This window comes from Gemmatimonadota bacterium (assembly GCA_026705765.1).
Classification (GTDB): Bacteria; Latescibacterota; UBA2968; order UBA2968; family UBA2968; genus VXRD01.
Genome location: JAPPAB010000036.1, coordinates 21,461 through 41,463, shown reverse-complemented (window position 1 = coordinate 41,463; position 20,003 = coordinate 21,461). Strand labels below are relative to the sequence as shown.

Annotated in this window: 18 protein-coding genes; 11 read left to right on the top strand and 7 right to left on the bottom strand. The window is 50.6% G+C overall.

What is annotated here, in order from left to right; all coding sequences use genetic code 11:
* Positions 1-39 precede the first annotated feature (39 nt).
* On the bottom strand, positions 40-966 hold the full coding sequence (locus OXH16_04640; GenBank protein ID MCY3680661.1) for an alpha/beta hydrolase: 927 nt from the start codon (positions 964-966) through the stop codon (positions 40-42).
* Positions 967-1,258: 292 nt separating this feature from the next.
* Between OXH16_04640 and OXH16_04635 the strand changes: the two genes are divergently transcribed.
* A complete protein-coding gene (locus tag OXH16_04635) occupies positions 1,259-2,494 on the top strand; it encodes a PQQ-binding-like beta-propeller repeat protein (protein ID MCY3680660.1) in 1,236 nt (411 codons plus the stop codon).
* Positions 2,495-2,504: 10 nt separating this feature from the next.
* Here OXH16_04635 and OXH16_04630 read toward each other — a convergent pair whose 3' ends face one another.
* The 6 genes from OXH16_04630 to OXH16_04605 all read right to left on the bottom strand — a co-directional run bounded on the left by OXH16_04630 (position 2,505) and on the right by OXH16_04605 (position 12,032).
* Positions 2,505-5,087 carry a GWxTD domain-containing protein gene (locus OXH16_04630; GenBank protein MCY3680659.1) on the bottom strand — a complete coding sequence of 861 codons (2,583 nt, stop codon included), beginning with the start codon at positions 5,085-5,087 and terminating at the stop codon, positions 2,505-2,507.
* Positions 5,088-5,133: 46 nt separating this feature from the next.
* The gene (locus tag OXH16_04625; GenBank protein ID MCY3680658.1) at positions 5,134-7,086 is read right to left on the bottom strand and encodes a hypothetical protein; all 1,953 of its coding nucleotides are present in this window, start codon (positions 7,084-7,086) and stop codon (positions 5,134-5,136) included.
* Positions 7,087-7,155: 69 nt separating this feature from the next.
* Complete coding sequence (locus tag OXH16_04620) at positions 7,156-8,988, bottom strand: tetratricopeptide repeat protein (GenBank protein ID MCY3680657.1); 1,833 nt, start codon at positions 8,986-8,988, stop codon at positions 7,156-7,158.
* 186 nt (positions 8,989-9,174) lie between these two features.
* Entirely contained in the window at positions 9,175-9,597 is a 423-nt protein-coding gene (locus tag OXH16_04615) for a putative toxin-antitoxin system toxin component, PIN family (GenBank protein MCY3680656.1), read from the bottom strand.
* Positions 9,587-9,814 (bottom strand): hypothetical protein, encoded by a 228-nt coding sequence (locus OXH16_04610; protein ID MCY3680655.1) that lies wholly within the window; start codon positions 9,812-9,814, stop codon positions 9,587-9,589. Before OXH16_04610 ends, OXH16_04615 begins: the two co-directional genes overlap by 11 nt.
* 271 nt (positions 9,815-10,085) lie before the next feature.
* Positions 10,086-12,032, bottom strand: a complete 1,947-nt coding sequence (locus OXH16_04605; GenBank protein MCY3680654.1) for a hypothetical protein — start codon at positions 12,030-12,032, stop codon at positions 10,086-10,088.
* 199 nt (positions 12,033-12,231) lie between these two features.
* Here OXH16_04605 and OXH16_04600 point away from each other — a divergent pair, with 199 nt between their 5' ends.
* From OXH16_04600 to OXH16_04555, 10 genes are all read left to right on the top strand, one after another.
* Positions 12,232-14,619: a hypothetical protein gene (locus OXH16_04600; GenBank protein ID MCY3680653.1), complete on the top strand. Its 2,388-nt coding sequence runs from the start codon at positions 12,232-12,234 to the stop codon at positions 14,617-14,619.
* 11 nt (positions 14,620-14,630) lie between these two features.
* Positions 14,631-14,930 (top strand): Dabb family protein, encoded by a 300-nt coding sequence (locus tag OXH16_04595; GenBank protein ID MCY3680652.1) that lies wholly within the window; start codon positions 14,631-14,633, stop codon positions 14,928-14,930.
* 18 nt (positions 14,931-14,948) lie between these two features.
* Entirely contained in the window at positions 14,949-15,422 is a 474-nt protein-coding gene (locus OXH16_04590) for a type II toxin-antitoxin system VapC family toxin (GenBank protein MCY3680651.1), read from the top strand.
* A gap of 3 nt (positions 15,423-15,425) precedes the next feature.
* Positions 15,426-15,602: a hypothetical protein gene (locus OXH16_04585; GenBank protein MCY3680650.1), complete on the top strand. Its 177-nt coding sequence runs from the start codon at positions 15,426-15,428 to the stop codon at positions 15,600-15,602.
* Between the two features lie 133 nt (positions 15,603-15,735).
* Positions 15,736-15,963, top strand: a complete 228-nt coding sequence (locus OXH16_04580; protein MCY3680649.1) for a hypothetical protein — start codon at positions 15,736-15,738, stop codon at positions 15,961-15,963.
* A 31-nt stretch (positions 15,964-15,994) separates the two neighbouring features.
* On the top strand, positions 15,995-16,600 hold the full coding sequence (locus tag OXH16_04575) for a PHP domain-containing protein (GenBank protein MCY3680648.1): 606 nt from the start codon (positions 15,995-15,997) through the stop codon (positions 16,598-16,600).
* Positions 16,601-16,862: 262 nt separating this feature from the next.
* Complete coding sequence (locus OXH16_04570; GenBank protein MCY3680647.1) at positions 16,863-17,153, top strand: hypothetical protein; 291 nt, start codon at positions 16,863-16,865, stop codon at positions 17,151-17,153.
* Positions 17,146-17,967: a phytanoyl-CoA dioxygenase family protein gene (locus tag OXH16_04565; GenBank protein MCY3680646.1), complete on the top strand. Its 822-nt coding sequence runs from the start codon at positions 17,146-17,148 to the stop codon at positions 17,965-17,967. The genes OXH16_04570 and OXH16_04565 overlap by 8 nt, the downstream gene beginning before the upstream one ends.
* Positions 17,967-18,881 (top strand): sugar phosphate isomerase/epimerase, encoded by a 915-nt coding sequence (locus OXH16_04560; protein ID MCY3680645.1) that lies wholly within the window; start codon positions 17,967-17,969, stop codon positions 18,879-18,881. Before OXH16_04565 ends, OXH16_04560 begins: the two co-directional genes overlap by 1 nt.
* Before the next feature lie 68 nt (positions 18,882-18,949).
* On the top strand, positions 18,950-19,939 hold the full coding sequence (locus OXH16_04555) for an NAD(P)-binding domain-containing protein (protein MCY3680644.1): 990 nt from the start codon (positions 18,950-18,952) through the stop codon (positions 19,937-19,939).
* Positions 19,940-20,003: the final 64 nt, after the last annotated feature.

Genomic DNA, 20,003 nt, shown 5'->3' with positions numbered 1-20,003 from the left:
AGACGCCGCCCCTACAATTTTCCCCTGTTTGCATGGGTTTTACTGCAGATGGTTACTCTCGATAAATTCCCTGACCAACTCAACGCATTCCTCTGGTTTTTCCAATTGAAGAAAGTGTGTTGTTTCAGGGACAAAATCGTAATCTACAGTCAGAATGTCACCGAGGTCAATGGTCGGCAGGAATGTATAAGGCAGGGTGGGATCGGATCCAATGACTTTTGTGGGACAGGGGAGTGTTTCAAAATCCATCAATGCGGAAAAGCTTCTCATATAATCGACGATCTGCGCTTCGTAGTCGCGGGGACATCGAAGCTCATAACCCTGCCCATCGGCGGCCTTTCGCAGCGTTGTTTTCGCCATGAGTTCCCGAACCCCGGGAACCAGGCGCGAGAAGCCGGGCAGAAAGCTGAGGAGTTCTGCAAAATCCTCTTCTGTTTGGAACAGATACCCGCGGCGGCGAGTAACGTCGGCTGCGTATTCGGCAGCCTCATCAAATTCTATCTGGCTATTGCCGGGCTTGCACAGGGGGGGATCGAATAGTATCATCGCGGATAAATGGCTGCTTTCGGCAGATGGCCCGAGGTCTGCCATAGTCGTTAGTGATAGGAGTGTTATCAGTGCGGAAGCAGAGTGAAATACACCTATTTTTGGTTTGTTTCCGTAGTGACGGTCAATGGCTTCAAAAATACAGAGATGGTCGCGGACCAGCGTTGGAACATTGTGATTTGCGCTTGGGCCAACGGTATTCCAGCCGTGGTTCCTGAAGTCGAAGATGATGAGGTCGAAATCCTCGGCGAGCAGTGACCAGAAGGGGTAATAGAGGTCTATCGCGAGACCATTGCCGTGGCTCAGAACGAGGCGGGGTCCTGCGGGGTTCCCATGTCGGCGCAGAATGGTGACGGTATCGTCGTCGAGTTGGACTTCGCATGTCGAAAGTGGTTCGGGTACTTCCCATACATTATTCATAACAGGGTTTCCAATGGCATTAGTACTAAAGAATGGCACGCAGCACCGCACGACACAAATTCGCGTCGAGGACGAGCGTGCCATGTTATGCAGTTATAGAAAATCGTGCAAGGATATTTTTTTCCTAACGTTTGAGAAAATATAAAACAAAAATCACGGATAGCCCTTGACAGAATGGTTGGAAAGATGTTGTTTTACAGAGTGTTAGTGGTAAGAAGTAATCATGGATTAACGGTAGGCCCTTTATCGCTTTGCTATGCCTGTAAATAGATTCTTACACGGAGGAGTTTCCATGCGTATCCTCATGATCACCTTTTCGATGATTCTGTTTTCAGGCTCTGTTGTCCTGACGAGCAGTGGCTTTGCCGCGGATTGGCCGCAGTGGTTTGGTCCCAATCGCGATGGTATTTCCTCTGAGACAGGGTTGCTCAAAGATTGGCCTGATTCCGGGCCTGCTGTTGTCTGGCGAACACCGCTGGGCGAGGGTTTCTCGAGCATTGCGATTGCGCGGGGCGCAGCCTATACTATGTTTGCAGAAGGCAAAGATGAGTATGCGGTATGTCTGGATGCCGCTACAGGGGAAGAACGCTGGCGGGTTAAGACTGGAAGCAATTTTCCAGACTGGCAGGGGGGGAATGGTCCCAGATCTACGCCCATCGTTGACAAAGAACGGGTCTTCTTTTTAGGTGCATACGGACAGCTTTATGCATTTGATATTAAAAGTGGAAAAACCGTATGGTCCCACCATTTTCAAACTGAATTCATAAGCGATCCCCCCCATTGGGGCTTTTCTACTTCCCCTTTGATAGAAGGCGAGTTGCTGATTGTCGAGGTTGGGGGTTCTTCGGGAAACTCTTTTATTGCTTTTGATAAAACCACTGGTGAGGTCGTCTGGGCTTCTCAAGATGACGCGCCTTCTTATGCTTCACCTGTTGCGATTACTGTATCTGATGTCCGGCAAATTGTCTTTTTTCCGGTCTCTGGTCTGGTCGGTGTCTCTGCCAGAGATGGCCGGTTCCTGTGGCGGCATTCCTGGCAGACGGGTCCCGATGTCAATGCCGCGACGCCCCTATTTCTTCCTCCAGATAGACTTTTTATTTCTTCGGGTTATGGCAAAGGCGCGACGGTTATCCAGCTTATTTCCCAGAATGGTCAGTTTTCGGTTAAAAAGGTATGGTTCAATCGCAGTATGAAAAACCACTTTGCTTCTTCCATACATCGCGAGGGGTACCTCTATGGCTTTGACAACGCCATTCTCAAGTGTATTGCTGCGGATACCGGGCAGGAGCAATGGCGCAAACGCGGTTTTCAAAAGGGCTCACTCATCTTTGCGGATGGCCATCTGATCGTCCTGGGCGAACAGGGCAAACTGGTGCTGGTAGAAGCTACACCTGAAGCGTACATAGAAAAAGCCAGCGCTCAAGTTTTGTCTGCGCGGTGCTGGACGCCACCCACACTATCTAATGGCAGGCTTTATCTGCGGAATCACAGTGAGATGGTTTGTCTGGATGTGGGAAGTGTGAAGTAGGGACCGTACCCTACCTTTTATCGCCTATTATTACCCAAACATCTTTTGTCGATGTTGGTCTGCCGGGTCGGTTCAGGTCGGTTACGGTTACACCTATCGTGAGTTTTTGTCCTGGCTTTGCCGCTACGTTGAGGGCAACATATACGGGTTCTGTTTCCGTATTGCCCCGGTGTTCATAAGATACTTGCACGCCTTCTTGCTTTTCAGATATGCCCAGCAATGTGCCGATGCCTTTTAGCAACCGGGCACCGGCATTTGTGCTGCCGCGCACGGCGTAATCCACGCGGTAATGCGTTTGGCTCGTGTCGTCTCGGAAGAGGTTATACACTTCGTAGTACAGATAGACTGGCTGTTCTGGGGCAAAGGTGTGTGACGGCAGGGGGAGCACCTCGAGATCATCTCGGATGAATTTGCCTTCTGCACGCGCTTCCAATGTTGCAATTTTTCCCGCTACGACGAGATCGCTTACCATCAGGGTCGGGGCGTTGTATGCTTCTACATCGACGAGTTGTCGGTGAATTTGTAGTTTCCCTGAGGCCGGATCGGTCACTCGCACGGCCATGAGATAGTGGCCGGGGTTAACTTCTGTTGTGACCTGATCTACCCATAAAACGCCGGGGTCGTCAACGGCCTCGCGCTGTGTTGCCCGCGCATTCAGGCTGTCGCGGGCAATTTCTGTTCCCCGTGCGTCATAAAGGACCCACATGCGATTCACCAAAGCCTCTATCTGCGTTCCCCGTTTTTGCGTTTTCAATGCGGTCCAGGGTATGCCGATAAAGGCATCCAGGCGCGTATCGCGTCCATTGCCTTTGAAGTCTGCTACGGACATAAGCAGTGGCATTGGGTCTCCGGGATATGGATATCGGTAAACAGAGGGCGTGCGGTTGACGACCCGTGCGACCACGGCTTCGGGTGCGAGGTGTAGCCACAGTAGTCGATTGGGCGAGTCAATAGGCGGCTGGGGAAATTGAAAATCAAAATTGCCCAGAGCGTCGAGAAATGTCACTTCAATTCCTTCGCCAATATGGGTGTAAATCCAGGACTCCCACTTGTAGTTCAAAGATGCGCCATCTCGAAATAATGCGCCCTGGTGTGGCAGGGGAAATATCGGCAGTCCCCGAACTTCGGGTGTTACTTTCATTACGGTGCTTGCGCCCAACGACGATTCTATCTGTAGCGATGTCGTCGGAGCGATTTCGTGCAGTGCTCGTCCCGCGAGGTCCATGAGTCGGTTTTTTACCCGAATCACTTTTGGATTGGTTTCGAATACGAGGTGATCGGACCAGCTTCGATGATCGGGATGACCAAAGCGGATATACACATCGCCGCGCGCATCCCAGGGTATTCGACCTTCGGAAAAGTTCTGTATCGCGTAATTCACGCGCCGGTAGTGTTCCAATCTGCGCTCGTTAACCGGTGTGGTGGGTGTTGGATCTATCTTGCGCCAGAACAAATTGGTAAATGCGCGTTTTTCATCTCCCCTGATCATGCGAAAGGTCTCGAATTCACTTGCCGACAGGAGCAAGGTGACATCTTCGTACAGGAGGCGTTCATTTTGCGGTAAGAGGGATAAAAATTGCGAGAATGACGCTTCTGCCTGCTCGTACGCGCCCGATTCCAGATATTGTGCGCCCAAAAGCGGCAGATAACGCTCGGGATCTTTTTGGGCGAGGTCGCGCAGTTCTGTGGTTGTGTGCAGTTCTTGTTTTAAGTACTTCAATTCCATTGCCACGCGCGCCAACCTGCCCCTTGCCACGCTGTGCGCTGGATTTACAGCGACTTGCTTTGACAATGCCTTGACGGCTTTTTCAAAATAATAGAGCGATACATAAAATACCCCCAGTTTAAAATACGCATCGCGGTGTTGGGGAAACCGCTTGACCACGTTGCTAAAATGATGGTCCATATCCACGCTGCGCATTGCCAGGTGGCACATTGCCAGGTTGTAATACGCTGCCTCGTATTGCGAATCGAGAGATACGGTGTCCTGGAAAAGGTCCAGTGCGCGGCGCACCTGTTTTTTCTGGATCAAGCACGCCAATGCCCGCCCGTGTCGCGCGATGAGAAACCGCCGGTCTTTTTCCAGTACGCGCACAAAAATGCGTTCTGCTTCTACGCCTTTGTGCTGTTCTAACAAACAATATCCCAGCGCGCACAGGGCGATTCGGTCGTCGGCATCGTCCTGTAGCATCCGTTCAAATAGTGCAACAGCATCATCGAGCAGGGCGGGATCTGGTGGTGTGGCGCGCGTTTTATAGCGCTGGGGTATCAATCGACCGCGTTCAAAAAAAGCGTCTGATACCGTCAGGTAGCGACGTCCGGTGTGATATCCGTAATAAAATTGCAGGACTACGGGATTGTGTCGTTGCCAGAAGTCGATTAAAAATTGCGTTTTTTTCTCCCGATTTAATACTCGATAGACGTCTGCGCTGTCTGGTCCGGCGCGTTCTGCGATCAGGACCGCAGCGACCGAATCTGTCCGTGCATCGAAACTTTCCTGCAGACGATCTGCCCAGGCTGGCACACCTGTCAGGAGCAATAAGGCGATAAGGATGGGTTCGCGAATGGCGCGAATTGTCAGGGAGATAGTCACGTTGATTTCCGTAAGAAGTGAGATGCGGGAGCTAAAAGCTGATCGCTCAATACAACGCCAGCGAATGTCCCTGCCCAGGGAACCATATACAATCTACCAGAAACGACACAAATACGCCCGTGAAATACCCCACCATAAGTCCCAAGAAAAACGGCGATGCTTTGCGGTATAGATCAATGCCGCCCGCTCGTAAGATGACAAATTTGGAAAACCATGCAAAGAAGATCGAGAATACAATGCGGTTGACCGGATAGGCTGTTACGGCGGCAAATCCGATCGGATGCAAGGGCCACCAGGGCCATACATAGCGCAAGGATAGCATCAGTGCCGTGGTTGCCATTCCAATGAGCGCGATGAGCATGCGCTCGCGCTTCAGGGCAAAGGGGTCTCGAATATGACCGGCGATGGTGTCAAAAGTGTTTTGCACATAGGGACCGTAAATGCCGCCGTAATTAAATGCGCCAGTTACATAACTCGATGATATTTGATAATACGCGCTTGTGGTTATCACCACCAGCATGGCCAATCCCAGGGCGATGACCAGGCGCGTTCTTTCGTGTCGGATGCTGTCGTAAAGCCGCGTGGCATTGGCCAGGTTGGCCATCAATATGGTTTTTATATCGTGGTGCCATGTTTCTGTGAGGGCAAATGCCGCCATTCCCGATGGGGAAATATTTACGGGACCGAGCAGGTGATATGCGACAAATTGTCCCTGTATCATGCGGCTGCTGATCATGCCGCCTTCGACGCAGACGCGCGTGATGCCCAACCAGATAATGCCCACAAGGCTCAAAAAAGTCAGGGCGACAAAGACCGACATGCCGGAGGCTACGCACCAGCTTAAAATAAATAGTCCGCTCGCCAGTAGTCCACCGAGTGCTGCGCGGTAGGACAATAATTCGCCCGAGTCTTCGACCTCCCGCGCATTGAGCACGGCTTTGCGAAATACATTTCTCAAATGTTCTCGCGCCATCCACAAGCTCCACGGTACCAGTACGCACAGGGCACCAAAGCCCTGCCAGTTTTCAAATTGCGATGCTGGCCACACATGGGTTGGGCCTATTTCGATTCCCAGGCGGTTGAACAGCCCCATTTCAAGGGTCAATAACAGGTGAAAGGCAATAATGCTAAACAATACATCCAGGTCCATAAAATACGATACGCCAATGATCACTGGATAAAACCGCATGTGAATCGGCGGGAAATACCGACCGAATTCCATCAATCCCAGGTATCGGGGAATGGTTGGAAAATGCGGCTGGAAATATTCAACCATGTTCCAGTATATGGGAAATGAGGCGAGCGCGAATCCCCACCAGAATACGGGGCGATTCATGATGCCTACGGGCCAGAATCCACGCGGTTCTCTGTTGACGAGTTCCAGTGGCAATGTCATCAATGGAAAGGTCAGGCGCTCGTGTTCTACCCATTGTTTGCGCAGGATTGAAACCGCACAGAATCCAAATACGCCGATCATAAATACGAGGCTCAAGCGCCAGATCATCGGCGTTATCCAGATTTCCCAGGGGATGGTTGCGCCGGCTGGCAGTCCTTCAAAAAACCACCGTGCAGCGGTCACGTCGGTTACGACCGCCCATTCAGCTAAATACGGATGTATGTCGTCTGCCCATCGGTTCTCCGTGTTGGCAAAATAAAATGGCGCGGATACGTTGGCGATTAAATGTCCCATGAAATAGCTGGGCAATGCCGATGCGACCAGGCCCATGCTGAAGATGACCAGCAATTCCGAAGGGCGTAAGACCCATTGCGGACGCACTTTTTCCAGGATCTTATTCAATACGATCGCTATTAACAAAAACGGTACGACTGCGCCCCAAGGCAAGTGGTCCTGCGCCATTTTTGTAGTGTGGGCAATATGGCGCGTAAAATGCCCACCCCATCCCAAAAAGCCCGCGCACATGGCACCTATTACAATGGACCGCGCGGTTACGGCTCGTTGAAGCGGTGCTGTCTGTGTTTGCGTTTCGCGAATTGCCATTCGTGATACTCCGGATCGATGGAAAGCGGAGGGCAATATAAGGATGGTAATATCAGGTGTCTATTTAATTTAACGCGTGCGCGCTATCCCAGCTTTTGCCGAGGGGTGATCGGGCGCTGTTTGCAAGACTTGCTGCCAGGCACTGCGCGCTTCGTCTATTCTTCCCAGAGACCAGTATGCCCAGCCCATGTTCGCGCGCGCATTGTGTGTGTTGGGATCTCGTTTCAGTGCTTCCCGATAGTTATTTATCGCTTCGTGAAATTTTTCTTCGTGAAACAGGACGTTGCCCAGGTTGACGTATGCGCGCACCATGTCGGGATCCCGGGATAGTGCATGTTGATACGCGTTTTTGGCGGCTTCCATTTTTTGGGTGCGTGCATAAGCCAATCCCAGGTTGTAATACAAGACGGCATCGCCCTGTCCGTATTTTTCCGCTTCTTCCAGATATAATCGCGCCGGTTCATTTTCGTTGGCCCACAAATACGCCGTGCCCAGATTAAAGGGGTCCATGGTCCAGTTGTTTTGGGCGAGATGTGCGTTTAGTTCTATGCGGTAGCCGGTCCAAAGGATGATTAGCGCCGCTGCGCCGATGCAGAGGTTTTTCCATTTTTGCGATTGTACACAGGATATCAATGTCCATATTCCCATGCCTGCAAATATCATGAGGATGGGGATTGCGGGCATGCGATAGCGCGACGATACGTGAAATGCCAATACGCCTGCCGCGTATCCAATGAGCCACAGATAGAGGATGGCATGGCGATCAAATTGCCGGGCTGCGACGATGAGTCCCACGATGGATAGGGGAAGTAGTATCCACAGTTCTGCGATTGGAAAGCGCAGGAGGGCGGAGAATTTTCTCTGGTAATAGAAATTGTAATTGAGCGGGACTTCGTATCCCGATGCAAATAGGCGCACTTTTCGCAAGGTTACGGCTATCGCGCCTGTTGGATCGTCTATCCAGAATGCGAGTCCCTTATTAAACCAGAAGGAAGAGACTTCAGATGCTTTCAAAGGCCGCCCCAGAGCATTTTCGGCCACGCGGCGCGGGCCTTCCAAATTGCCCTGTGCGCCGTCCGGGGTAATCTGTGCATCCACACCCGGAGGTGCGGAGAACCAGCCCGGTGCATCCGGGTGATTGCCCATGTAAAAGTTGATGCCGCCGTGCGCGGTCATCAATACCCAGTCGTCTGCGATCAGGCCATTTCGCAGTCCGCACAGGATGAGTGGGAGGATGAGGCCCCCTAAGAAGTAACTCGCCAGTCGTATTGAGAGCCTTGATGGCTTTGCTTTGTGGTAGGCCCACCACGCGCCGAATAGCAAGAATGGGATTGCCGATAAGATGTTGGGGCGCATGAGTGTTGCCAGTCCAAAGACCAATCCGGTCAGCCCCCAGCGCCAGTGGGTGTCGCGGTTTCCCTCAATTAAGGTCAAGCCTATCAGGCTAAGGAATACAGCGCCCGATGTGCCCAGTAGCATGCCTTCGTAAAATAGTTGCGGTCCATAGCTGGCAAATAATAATCCCGCAAATAATCCCGCGTATGCGCCAAAGTGCCGCGCGCCCAATCGATAGATCAGTATCGCACTGGCACATCCGGCGATAGCCTGTAAGCCTATGATCAGTTTAGGCGCGTGTCCAAAGACCGCATATACAACCGCCATGAGGTATGGATACAGGGGGGGTAATATGAAGACTTCAGGAGCACCGAGCCAGTCTCCAGAGGCGATGCGCAGTGCCCAGTCGTCGAATATCCGCGCGTCTGAGATGAGTTTCTGGGAAAACGGATGAGTGGCCCAGAATGACCAGAAATAAAAAAAACGAATCACTATCGCAGTCCCGCCCACGATATAGGGGAAGTAGCTCGAGATCCGATCTATCGCGTTGTTTGTTTTCGATGTCATGTTTTGTAATATCTAATCCGCGACACCAGAATGCAACCCAAATTAGGAGAGGAATTTTTGTTAGGGGAAAACAAACAAGCCCCCACATTTTGTGAGGGCTTGTTTTCAGGGGATGTGCTGGCACAAAGCGAAGTGCCCAGCTTCCAATATTGCCAGCGTTGAAACAGGAGATGTGAGGTAGGTGCTCTACTTGGGATCGAGCGTCATTAGAAATTCATGAGGTGGCAATATGTCAATTCCTCGAAAAGGACTTAGAACAATGAGATCAGCATCGCCGCTGATAATGCAGTCCGCGTTACCGTTGACTGCCAGTTCCAAATACTGGTCGTCTTTGGGGTCTCGACAAATCTCTATGTGCGCTATTATTTTAATAAATGTTGCGCTTTGAATGAGTGATTGAAGAAATTCTTCGCGTGTTTCTCTTTTCACATAGCGATCAAAACGATCCCTTCGGAGCACCTCTTCCAATTCTTCGGAGACTGCCTCTGAAAGAAGTAACGTACCTTGATTCAGCGCAATTTTTAATGAACGACCAGATGTTGATTGGGCAAAAAGAAGAGCACTAACAATGACATTCGTATCGAATACATAGCGCGATTTATTTTTCACTAAGCAGTTCTTCCAATAGTTCAGGCGTCAAACCATTTTTTCGCGCTTCTTCACTGGCTTCGTGCATAATATCTTCAATTGGACGTGCCGGTTTTCTCAAACCACTCAATTGCAGACTTAACAAAACATTTAATTTTTGCCGATCTTGTACTGATGCAGACTGATAAACACGAGCAGCCTCTGGCGTTACGCAAATTGTAATTTCTTGATTTTTCACGTCACAACCTTTCTCTAGTTTACCTTCTGGAGTGCGAGTTCATAGCACGCGGCTTCCCAATCATTTCGCACGAGGAGATAGGGCGCGGCACACCAGACCACTCAGAATTATCGCCCCGAATGCAAATGAGATCTTCTATCGTATGAATCGTAATGGTCAAGGGCTTCACCACTGTTATAGACTAAATCAATATAAGGAAACTGAGCACACAGAGCAATATCGCGTCTATAAATTTTTGTCATAATATCCAAATACAAATTACGCCTGGTCATCAATCGGAAAACGGGACGCCGTGTCCTTGTCCATAAAACCAGATCATATCGACAAAGAACGAGATGCCCGCGCCTACGTAGTATCCCATTATCAATCCGAGGAAGAAGGGGCGGGCACTGCGATAGGTTCTGCTGCCGCCAAAACGCAGGATCGCGAGTTTGCTCAGCCAGCCGAGAAAAATTGGGAAGATTACATGGGTTACGGGATACGCAGGTCCGGTTGCCAGTCCCAGTGGGTGCAGAGGCCACCAGGTGTAGCGATAGCGCAAGAAGTACAGGAGGGCAGCAAAGGCGATGCCGCTGGTGAAGAAGGCCATTTTGCGCCAGTCGGGATTGATGGGGTCTCTTGCGTATTTGACCACAAAGTCCCAGGGTCCGCGCGCTAAGCTTCCGGAGATTTGCGATCCGTAATTGCCCGCGCCGCCTTCATATCCCATGGATATGATATACAAACAGGATGCGACAATGCCCACGCCCATTGCCAGACATATGGCCCAGACGAGTTGCCGTTTGTGGTGCTGAATGGTGTCAAATAGACGGACGGAGTGGGTCAGGGCGGGCATGAGTGTTGTTTTCATGTCGCCACACCAGCCAAATGACATGCCGAGTGCGACCATGGTTTGTGCGGATAGTCGCGTGGTGCCAAATGTGAACATGATAAATGTCTGCGGTACCATGACTGCGCGGATGGTGATGACGCCTGTTTCGGCGATGATGCGGGAAATCCCGATATAGACGACCATCATGACGATGAGAAATACCGCGATGACCCACAGACCCATGCCCGAGGCGTAAAACCAGCAGGACATGTAAAGCAGTCCACCCAACAGGCCGAAGACAGCACCTCGATAAGAGAGCAATTCGTCTGAGTCATCAATTTTTGCATCGCCTTTGAATGCTTTGCGAAATACATCGCGCAGGTGCGACCGCGCAATCCAGAGTCCCCAGCCTACAACAGTAAACCACACGCCGATCATTTGCCAGCCCACGGGCACAAAGGAAGTGCCAGCAAAATTTGCTTCTGAAATTATGACGCCAAATCGGTTGAATAATCCCTCTTCTATGACCGCGAGGAGGTAGAAGAAGCAGATGCTAAATGAGATGTCTAAGTTGATAAAGTAGGCAAATCCCACGATGGGCCAGTAGAGGTTCATGCGAATTGCCTGAAAATCTCGCCCAAAGGAGATGGCTTCAAACCGCCAGGGAAATACGGGGAATGTGGGGTTAAAATAGGATACGATGTTCCATAGTATTCCGAAGATCGAAAAAGAAAAGCCCATCCAGAATAGCGGCGAGCGCATGAATGGCGGCAGGCGGGATGGTGTATCGCCTTCCTCGACCATTGCGAGGGGCAATTCCATGAGGGCGTAGTCGAGTCGCTCGTATTCGATCCATTGTTTGCGGAGGATTACCGCAGTACACAACAAGACGGCGCAGAGTGCGGCGAGCAGGCTCAACCACCAGAATAAAGGTCCGATCCACACTTCCCACGGTACAGGCGCGCCGCGCGGCAGGCCCTCGAAGAACCACGTCAGTGCCGGACCGGGTTCAATTACGGCCCAGGATGGCAGGTAATCGTGTGTAAATTCGCCCCACCGATTTGTGGGGTCGGCGAGGTAATACGGTACGCAAAAGCTGGCGATTAATCGGCTCAAGAAGTACGTTGGCAGGGTTGAGGCGATCAGGCCCATTGAGAAGATGACGAGCAGTTCGCCCCGGTTGAGTTTGAGATAATGTCGCAAGAAGACGACGGTTATTGCAAAGGGAAATACCACGGCGAGGGACAGGTGATTTTGCGCCAGCCGCGTTGTGTGCAAGATGTGCCGTGCGTAAAATCCACCGAGCGCGGCTACGAGTACAAGGGTTAGTCCCAGGATGATTGACTTATAGGTCAATGCGCGTGCGGTGGGGTCTTTTTGTCGGTGTTCTTGAGCGACTTCAGCCATGGTTTCTATATAGGGTGGTGGATTGAGGCTGTCAAGGGGAAGTGTGGAGGATGAAGGACGCGTGTATTAGGCTTGATGATTTTGCCGAATGGGTGTACTTTCGGGGGACGAATCAACGAATCAACGAATCAGCGAATCAGCGAATCAGCGAATAGACGAACCCCACCCGGCCACCCCGTATGAATGAATTTCTTAGCTTATGAGAAACGAACGTTCAATCGCAGCTTATTCCGGACTTTTTTTGATCGCTTTGGCGTCGCTGGCGATCCAGATTGTTCTGGTGCGTCTGCTGAGTGTTATTACCTGGTACCATCTGGCGTTTTTTTCGATTTCTATTGCCATGCTGGGGATGACTGCGGGGGCTATTCAGGTCTATGTGCAAAGAGGTCGGTTTGACGGTGAGAACAAATATGACGCGATTACCCGAGCCTGTCTCGGATTTGCGCTGTCTATTCCCGCGTCTCTGATCCTTTTGTGCGTTCTGCCTATCGGGTTTTACAGGAGTATTCTGAGTCTGATCGTGCTTTTTGTAGCGACGCTGGTCTGCGCCTGGCCGTTTTATTATGCGGGTCTGGTTATCACGACTGTGTTGACGCGATTCAATGCGCCGATTGGCAGGCTTTATGCCAGTGATTTAACAGGTGCTTCTGCTGGTTGTCTGATTGTGTTGGGCGGTCTCGAATTAGTTGATGCGCCGAGTCTGATGTTGTGGTGTAGCGGTATTGGCGCGCTGGCGGGCGCGTGTTTTGCCCGTGTTGCACACTCTCGCGCTGTCCGTCGTTATATCGCGTTCGCGTTGCTGTTTTTTGTGTTGGGGATTCTCAATGCGCAGACCCCATATGGTGTTCGTCCGATGTTTGTGAAAGAGAAGTTTCAAAGACTCAGTGAACAGATTTCAGAACGGTGGAATTCCTTTTCGCGCGTTGTTGTCTATCGCCAGCAATATTTGCCTCCGCAACTCTGGGGTGGTAGCCCCGTAGCAGAAGGAAAAAATATCTTTTTTCACGGGATGACGATTGACGGTGCAGCGGGTACGGCTATTAGATCGTTTGCTTTGCTCGGAGATATTGAACATCTGCGTTATGATATTACAAATGTCGGGTATTATCTCAATAGACGGGGCAAAGCCTGTATTATTGGTGTGGGCGGGGGGAAGGATATCCAGAGTGCGCTCTTTTTTGGTCACGACGCTGTTCTGGGTATTGAGGTCAATCCGATTTTTGTCGATTTACTCCAGAATGAGTTTCGCGAGTTTGCTGGTCTCGCCGACCGGGATGACGTGACGTTTGTGGTTGATGATGCGCGCAGTTTTTTGTCGCAGAGTCGCGAGCGGTTTTCCGTTATTCAGATGGCGTTGATCGATACCTGGGCAGCAACGGGCGCGGGTGCATTTTCTCTGTCTGAAAATGCGCTTTATACTGTTGAGGCCTGGCAGACATTTCTCAGCCGTCTGTCAGAGGACGGTATTTTTACGGTGTCGCGTTGGTACAGTGCCGAACATATTGGGGAAACCGGTCGGGTGTTGAGTCTGGGCGTTGAATCGCTTTTGCGGCTGGATGTCAAAAGACCGGCTGATCATATGGCGCTTATGACAATCGGCAATGTTTCGACTTTGCTGGTTTGTCGGCAGTCGCTGAGTGAGGGGGATATTAGTCGTTTGAGACAGGTGTGCGCAGCGTTGCAATATCAGATTGTGCATGTGCCAGATGGTTTGCCGACAGACCCCATGTTGAGGCAAATTTTATCTGCCCAATCCACAGAGCAACTCGCAGAGGCCATAGCTCAGGCTGAACTCGATTACAGCCCGCCGACGGATGACAATCCCTATTTTTTTAATATGTTGAAGCTGGGCCATCTGGATACGGCACTGCGAGGTCAAGAGGGTGTTCTCAGCGGTAATTTGAGAGCACTGGCTACGCTTCTGGTGCTTTTGGTTGTGCTCGGTGTGCTCGCTGTTGCGACGATTGGCGTGCCTTTGTGGCTCGCGCATAGACCCACAATGCTGATACAAACACCCGGTTTCTGGTTTGGGGCACTGTATTTTTTTCTTATTGGTTCGGCTTTTATGTTTGTGGAGATTGCCCTGATTCAACGGCTCAACGTATTTACTGGACACCCGATCTATTCGCTGGGTATATTGCTGTTTACGCTTATTGCAAGTACGGGTGTGGGCAGTTTTGTAAGCGACCATCTTCCGCTTACGCGAAAGCCGTGGGTTTATGTTTTTCCCATTATAACGGCGGCGAGTGTTGTTGCTCTCAATACGGTTCTCCACTATTTGTTGTCTCACATGATGGCGGAGGATACGACGACAAAAATACTGATGTCTGTTCTGGTCATTTTTCCCGTTGGGATGCTTATGGGGCTGTTTTTTCCGACGGGTATGCGTCTGGTTCAGACTGATTATGAAGACGATACGCCGTGGTTCTGGGCACTGAATGGGATTATGGGTGTGCTGTGTTCTGCTCTGGCTGTGTTTGTTTCTCTTATATTTGGGATATCTGTTAATTTTTATATTGCCGCCGTGGCTTACGCGCTTGTTCTGTGGTGTGTTTGGCATTTGGGTCGCGAACGCGCATTAAGGTGAAAGGATTTTTTATGATAGATCATATTGTTCTTCTCAAGCTCAAAGATGGGGTTACACAGGAACAGACCCGGGGCCTACACGATGGCCTGATTGCGCTAAAAGAAAAGGGGAGTATTCCGGGTATGGAGGAGATTACTGCGGGGTATAACAATAGTCCCGAGGGCAAAAATTACGGCTATGACTGGGGATTTATTATTCGGTTTAGGGATGAGGCCGCGCGAGATTTCTATTTGCCGCATCCAGATCACAGGGCACTTAGCCAGACTTTTATACGTCCAATTGTGGATGATGTGCTGGTGTTTGATGTATGAGATATGAAAAGGCAAACAGTGAAGCCAAAGGTTTACATAGAAACGTCGATAATCAGTTATCTGACCGCACGTCTGAGTAACGACCTCAGGGTTGCAGCAAATCAGAGTATAACTATTGAGTGGTGGGAAACAAGACGGCCTCATTTCGAACTTTTTGTTTCCGAACTGGTTACTTCTGAAGCGCATCGTGGCACTCCTGATCTTGCACAGCGGCGTTTGAATGCCATTGGACCTTTACCAAAACTTGATGTGACCGAAGAAGTCAGAGAACTTGCCAGAAACCTGGTTTCAGAGGGTCCCATTCCAGATGTAGCTGAAATGGATGCCTACCATATCGCAGTTGCAGCGGTTAACGGTATGGAATATTTGCTTACCTGGAATTGCACACACATCGCCAATGCAGTTATGAGGCCACGAATAGAAGAAATTTGTCGTCAGGAAGGCTTTGAACCGCCTATCATCTGTACGCCTCAAGAATTGATGGAGGGTTGAATCATGTGGAAAGATCCAATTGTGGAAGAAACGCGAAAGCTCCGTGAGAAATACGCCGCTGAGTTCAATCACGATATTGACGCTATTTATGAAGATATTCAAAAGCGACAAGCCCGGTTATCCCAGAAGCCGGTATCATTTCCGCCGCGCAAACCAACCCAAACGCCTTCTGCTGTCTAAGAAGCTGTTTTAAAAATCCCGGCGTCACTTTTAACGTCCGATTGTGGATGATGTGCTCGTGTTCGATTATGAAACAGATAGATGAAAAAGTCGCTGTTTTTAGGCTTCAATTTTGCTACATTTTGGTATGAATATGGATTTAAACTTTAAGTCCGAACTTTTTGACAAGAAGATCGATCCTCAAACCGGAAATATTCTCTTTTTTCGGCGGGATATGCGAGGCATACCTGACCAGGTGATCAAAGGGGATGGTTTTACAGTTGAATTTAAAGATAATCAGGTTTATCTGATCGATATTTTTAATGCAAAAAAAGTGATGGGGAATCTTTTGAGAACGATTCCAACTGAAAACCTCGTTTGACAACTTCCTTAACTTGGTACAAGTAGGAATAATGTACATTGATCTCCACATGCACACGACCGCTTCTGATGGTGCATGGACGCGGTCTGAACTCCTCGATTTGCTCGCCGAATATAATATCACGACTTTTGCGGTTACCGATCACGATACGACCCAAAATAGCCAACCCATGATTTCCGAGGCCGAAGCGCGTGGTATGCACTGTATCCCCGGTGTTGAAATTTCAACGCTGTACGATCGCGAATATCACATTACTTGCTATGGCATTGACTTTGAGCACCCGGGTCTTCAATCTCTTCTCTCATACAATCGCGAGGAGCGCGCCGCCCTCAATCGGGAAACGGTTCGCCTGCTGGCTGAACAAGACGCGTGCATCGATTTTGAACAATACGAATCCTATACTTATGATCCGATACGCGGCGGCTGGAAGTCCTTGAATTTCCTCATTGACCAGGGTATCATCAATGATATTCCCGGGTACTTTGCGATTACTCAGCACCTGACCATGCGCGTTGAATGCCCTCCGCCTGAAATCGTTATTCAGACGGTCAAAGACGCAGGTGGCTTCCCTTTTCTCGCGCATCCCAATGTGTATCAGGGCGGCGAACCGATGTCGAGAGATCAACTCATGCAGTGACGCGACTTTGGCATCGCTGGTATCGAGTGCTATTCGCCTTCGGTAAATGATCTTTCTGAGACCAGGTACTATATTGATTTTTGCAAGCAAAACGATCTGCTTATCTCCGGTGGCTCGGATTATCACGGTCCCTTTCTCTCCCGTCCTCTGGGCGAGCCGCTTATTACGCGCGATATGCTCGATCTGGGGGGTCTCCTATAAATCAATATGGACAAATTTTTGTTGTATGCCGTATATTCATTTCAGAATGAGGAGGGCGTGAATGGCTGAAACACAATTAAGACAAAAGTTACTCTTTCTCTATCTGGGCAATTCCAGTTTGGAGAGCGAAGTTGTTGGTTGGTCACTTTACGATGGCACGACCGATGAGACGTTTGAAGCTGCAGGTGAGGATGCCGAGCCGCCTTATAATTCTGTGCTGGATGCGATGCGCGATGGCTGGCGCGTTATTCAGGTGCCTTTTATCAAAGCACCGCAAGTTGGGCGCGAATACGAAAACGATTATCTCGATTTTGAATTTGTCCTGGAAAAAATGGAGGCGATGAATGGATAAGAATCTTTTGCTTACGTCTGTGGAAATGGCGCAGTTTGCAAGTACGGGTTTTCTGCGTTTTGACAATCTGGTGCCGCGCGAACTCTGCGAAGCTGCACATGAAGAGATGAGTACGGGCAAGCTCAGACGCCGCGCTCCGATGGGCTCGCCGTTTAGCGAGGCCTGGCCCGATGAAGCTATTGGCAAGGTTTTTCGTCTGCCCAAGGTGGCAGCGATTATTCACAGTCTGGTGGGTCCCAACCCGCGATACGATCACCACGCGGCGCATCTTACGCCGGCAAATACGCGCAAGGGTGCCAATTTGCATCAGGATGCCGAATACGATGTTCGCGATTTGCATTTCGATATTCAGATTTCCTTTTTTCCAGAGGATACGCCGCTGGAAAGTGGGGGTACGCTTTTTGTGCCGGGTACGCAATTTCGCCGGGTTCACGAAGCTGAGATTAAGCGCTATCAGAATATCATCGGGCAGGTGCAGGCGGTTTGTGAGGCGGGGACGATGTTTTTCTGGCATACGAATATATGGCATTCGGCGCGGAGCAATTTTACGGATAGGGACCGGTATATGTTTAAGCTGCGCCTGAATCCCACGGTTCGGCAGCAGCGTTTGTGGAATACGGATGATCTCGATAGTCCCGAGGTTAAACAATCACTCAATCAGAAGATTCCCTGGCACGGGCAACGCCATCGCATTGAGCTTATGAATCGCATCAAGTTCTGGCGTTTTCTCACGGGAGATCCCACTTTTGATATGGCGCTCTGGTGGGGGCGCGTTGAAAATACGCCGGATATTATTGTTCAGGGAGGTTATTGATGCATTTGTCTATGCACAATTGGATGCGGTCGGAGTCTCTCGAAGTCACGCTTGAGCGGTTGGCAAAATTTGGGTACGAGAGTATTGAGCTTAGCGGTGAACCCGAGCGGTATGATACGTCAGAGGTGCGTGCTTTGCTCAATGAGTACAATATCCGCTGCTGGGGGGCGGTGACGTTGATGATGGGTGACCGCAATATGTTGGCCAAAGATGCGGGGATTCGGGCACAATCCGTGCAGTACGTCAAGGACTGTGTTACGATGGTTAAGGAACTCGATGGGTATGAGCTGACTGTGGTGCCTGCTACTGTGGGGAAAATCGAACCGGATGCCACGCCCGATGAGGAATGGGAATGGGCTGTGGCGGGCATGCAGGAGGTTTACGATCATTCCGAAAGAGAGGGGGTTCGCCTCGCTATTGAACCCATCAATCGGTTTGAGACGTATTTTATTACCCGGGGGGCTCAGGCGCTTGCCCTATCAGAGGCGACGGGTGCGAATTGCGGGGTGTGTTTAGATGCTTTTCATATCAATATCGAAGAGGCAGACCCGTATCAAGCTATCCGAGATGCCGGCGACAGGCTGGTGGATTTTCATGTGGCGGATAACAACCGCATGGCGTGTGGGCTGGGGAACTGGGATTGGGCAAAGTTGGTGGCGACGCTCAAAGAGGTGGGTTATGATGGTGCGCTTACGGTGGAGTTTGTCGCGCCGATTGACCGGACGCCTGCGAATGAATATCCCAATGCGGTGGAGACCAATCCCGTTGATATTACACCCGAGGAGCTAAAATTTATTCAGGATCACGGGAGCAGTCTGTTGAGTGAGGCATTTTACACTTTTCTGGTGGAGAAAACGGCCGAGAAGTTGTTGCCGTTGATTGGATCCGCAGATAGCGCAGATGCACGCAGATGAAAGGCGAAAGGCAGATGAAGGGTGAGAAGGAGACAGCAGCAGTTCATTAACGAATTTCAGAGGGAGATATGGCTCAAAGAATTCTTATTACAGATAAATTGCAGGGTCCCGAGTTTGCATCTGAGGAGCGGACGAGGGCGATTGACAGGTTGCGCGATTATGCGGAGGTGGAATTTTACGATGAGACCGAATTTGGTGCCGAACACGCCGAGGGTGTGGTGGGTGTTCTGGCAGATTCGGTGGTGTTTACGCCCGAGTTTTACGCCACGGCGCGCGATTTGCGCATTGTTGCGCGCTGGGGTGTGGGATTTGAAAAGGTGGATGTGCCGCGCGCAACGGATTGCGGTGTTCTTGTGACGGTTGCTCCCGTGCATATGGTTACGGTTGCCGAATTTGCGATTGCGCAGTGGATGGCCGCGCTGAAGCGCGTTTATACTTTGAACCGAAATAGCCATGCGGGGAATTTTGAGATTATCAAGACTTATGAGGCAGAAGGTTCTACGCTGGGGATCTGGGGACTGGGAAGAATTGGTCAGGCGATGGCGGAGCGCGCGCGTCCGCTTTTGGGCGCTTCTGGGCGTTTGCTGGTCTATGATATCCGTCCGGATATTGAGGCGGTCGCCGCGCAGTACGATGCCGAGGTGGTCGATGATCCCCGCACCCTTTTTGAGGAGTGCGATGCGATTTCTCTCCATCTTTCGGGCGATGATACGGTTGTGACCTACGATTTGCTCTGCGCGATGAAACCCCACGCCTCAGTGATCAATCCCTCGCGCGGCAATCTGGTGGATGACGAGGCGATAAACCGGGCGATTAAAGAAGAGCGGCTCTATTATTATCTGGTCGATGATCCGGTTAATCAGACCCGTGCGATTCACAAAGACCATCCCCGCATTATTTGTACCAATCACAACGCGGGTATTACTGTGGAATCCGCTATTCGGCTTGACGAGTGTTGCGTGGCGCAAATTATTGACGCGCTTGAAGGTCGCACGCCGAGGGATGTGCTCAATACCGATGTGCTCGATCATCCGAGGGTTCAGGGGTTTTTGAAGTGAGATGTTAAATGGTGAGTTCCTTGCTGAGACGGAAGGTAGTCAATTGCAAACGGAAGAGGAAGAC

Coding starts and splice junctions, on each gene's coding strand:
- OXH16_04620 (MCY3680657.1), bottom strand. CDS start 8,988: ATGACATCGAAAACAAACAACGCGATAGATCGGATCTCGAGCTACTTC.
- OXH16_04605 (MCY3680654.1), bottom strand. CDS start 12,032: ATGGCTGAAGTCGCTCAAGAACACCGACAAAAAGACCCCACCGCACGC.
- OXH16_04560 (MCY3680645.1), top strand. CDS start 17,967: ATGCATTTGTCTATGCACAATTGGATGCGGTCGGAGTCTCTCGAAGTC.
- OXH16_04595 (MCY3680652.1), top strand. CDS start 14,631: ATGATAGATCATATTGTTCTTCTCAAGCTCAAAGATGGGGTTACACAG.
- OXH16_04640 (MCY3680661.1), bottom strand. CDS start 966: ATGAATAATGTATGGGAAGTACCCGAACCACTTTCGACATGCGAAGTC.
- OXH16_04585 (MCY3680650.1), top strand. CDS start 15,426: ATGTGGAAAGATCCAATTGTGGAAGAAACGCGAAAGCTCCGTGAGAAA.
- OXH16_04600 (MCY3680653.1), top strand. CDS start 12,232: ATGAGAAACGAACGTTCAATCGCAGCTTATTCCGGACTTTTTTTGATC.
- OXH16_04625 (MCY3680658.1), bottom strand. CDS start 7,086: ATGGCAATTCGCGAAACGCAAACACAGACAGCACCGCTTCAACGAGCC.
- OXH16_04575 (MCY3680648.1), top strand. CDS start 15,995: ATGTACATTGATCTCCACATGCACACGACCGCTTCTGATGGTGCATGG.
- OXH16_04565 (MCY3680646.1), top strand. CDS start 17,146: ATGGATAAGAATCTTTTGCTTACGTCTGTGGAAATGGCGCAGTTTGCA.
- OXH16_04580 (MCY3680649.1), top strand. CDS start 15,736: ATGGATTTAAACTTTAAGTCCGAACTTTTTGACAAGAAGATCGATCCT.
- OXH16_04555 (MCY3680644.1), top strand. CDS start 18,950: ATGGCTCAAAGAATTCTTATTACAGATAAATTGCAGGGTCCCGAGTTT.
- OXH16_04635 (MCY3680660.1), top strand. CDS start 1,259: ATGCGTATCCTCATGATCACCTTTTCGATGATTCTGTTTTCAGGCTCT.
- OXH16_04570 (MCY3680647.1), top strand. CDS start 16,863: ATGGCTGAAACACAATTAAGACAAAAGTTACTCTTTCTCTATCTGGGC.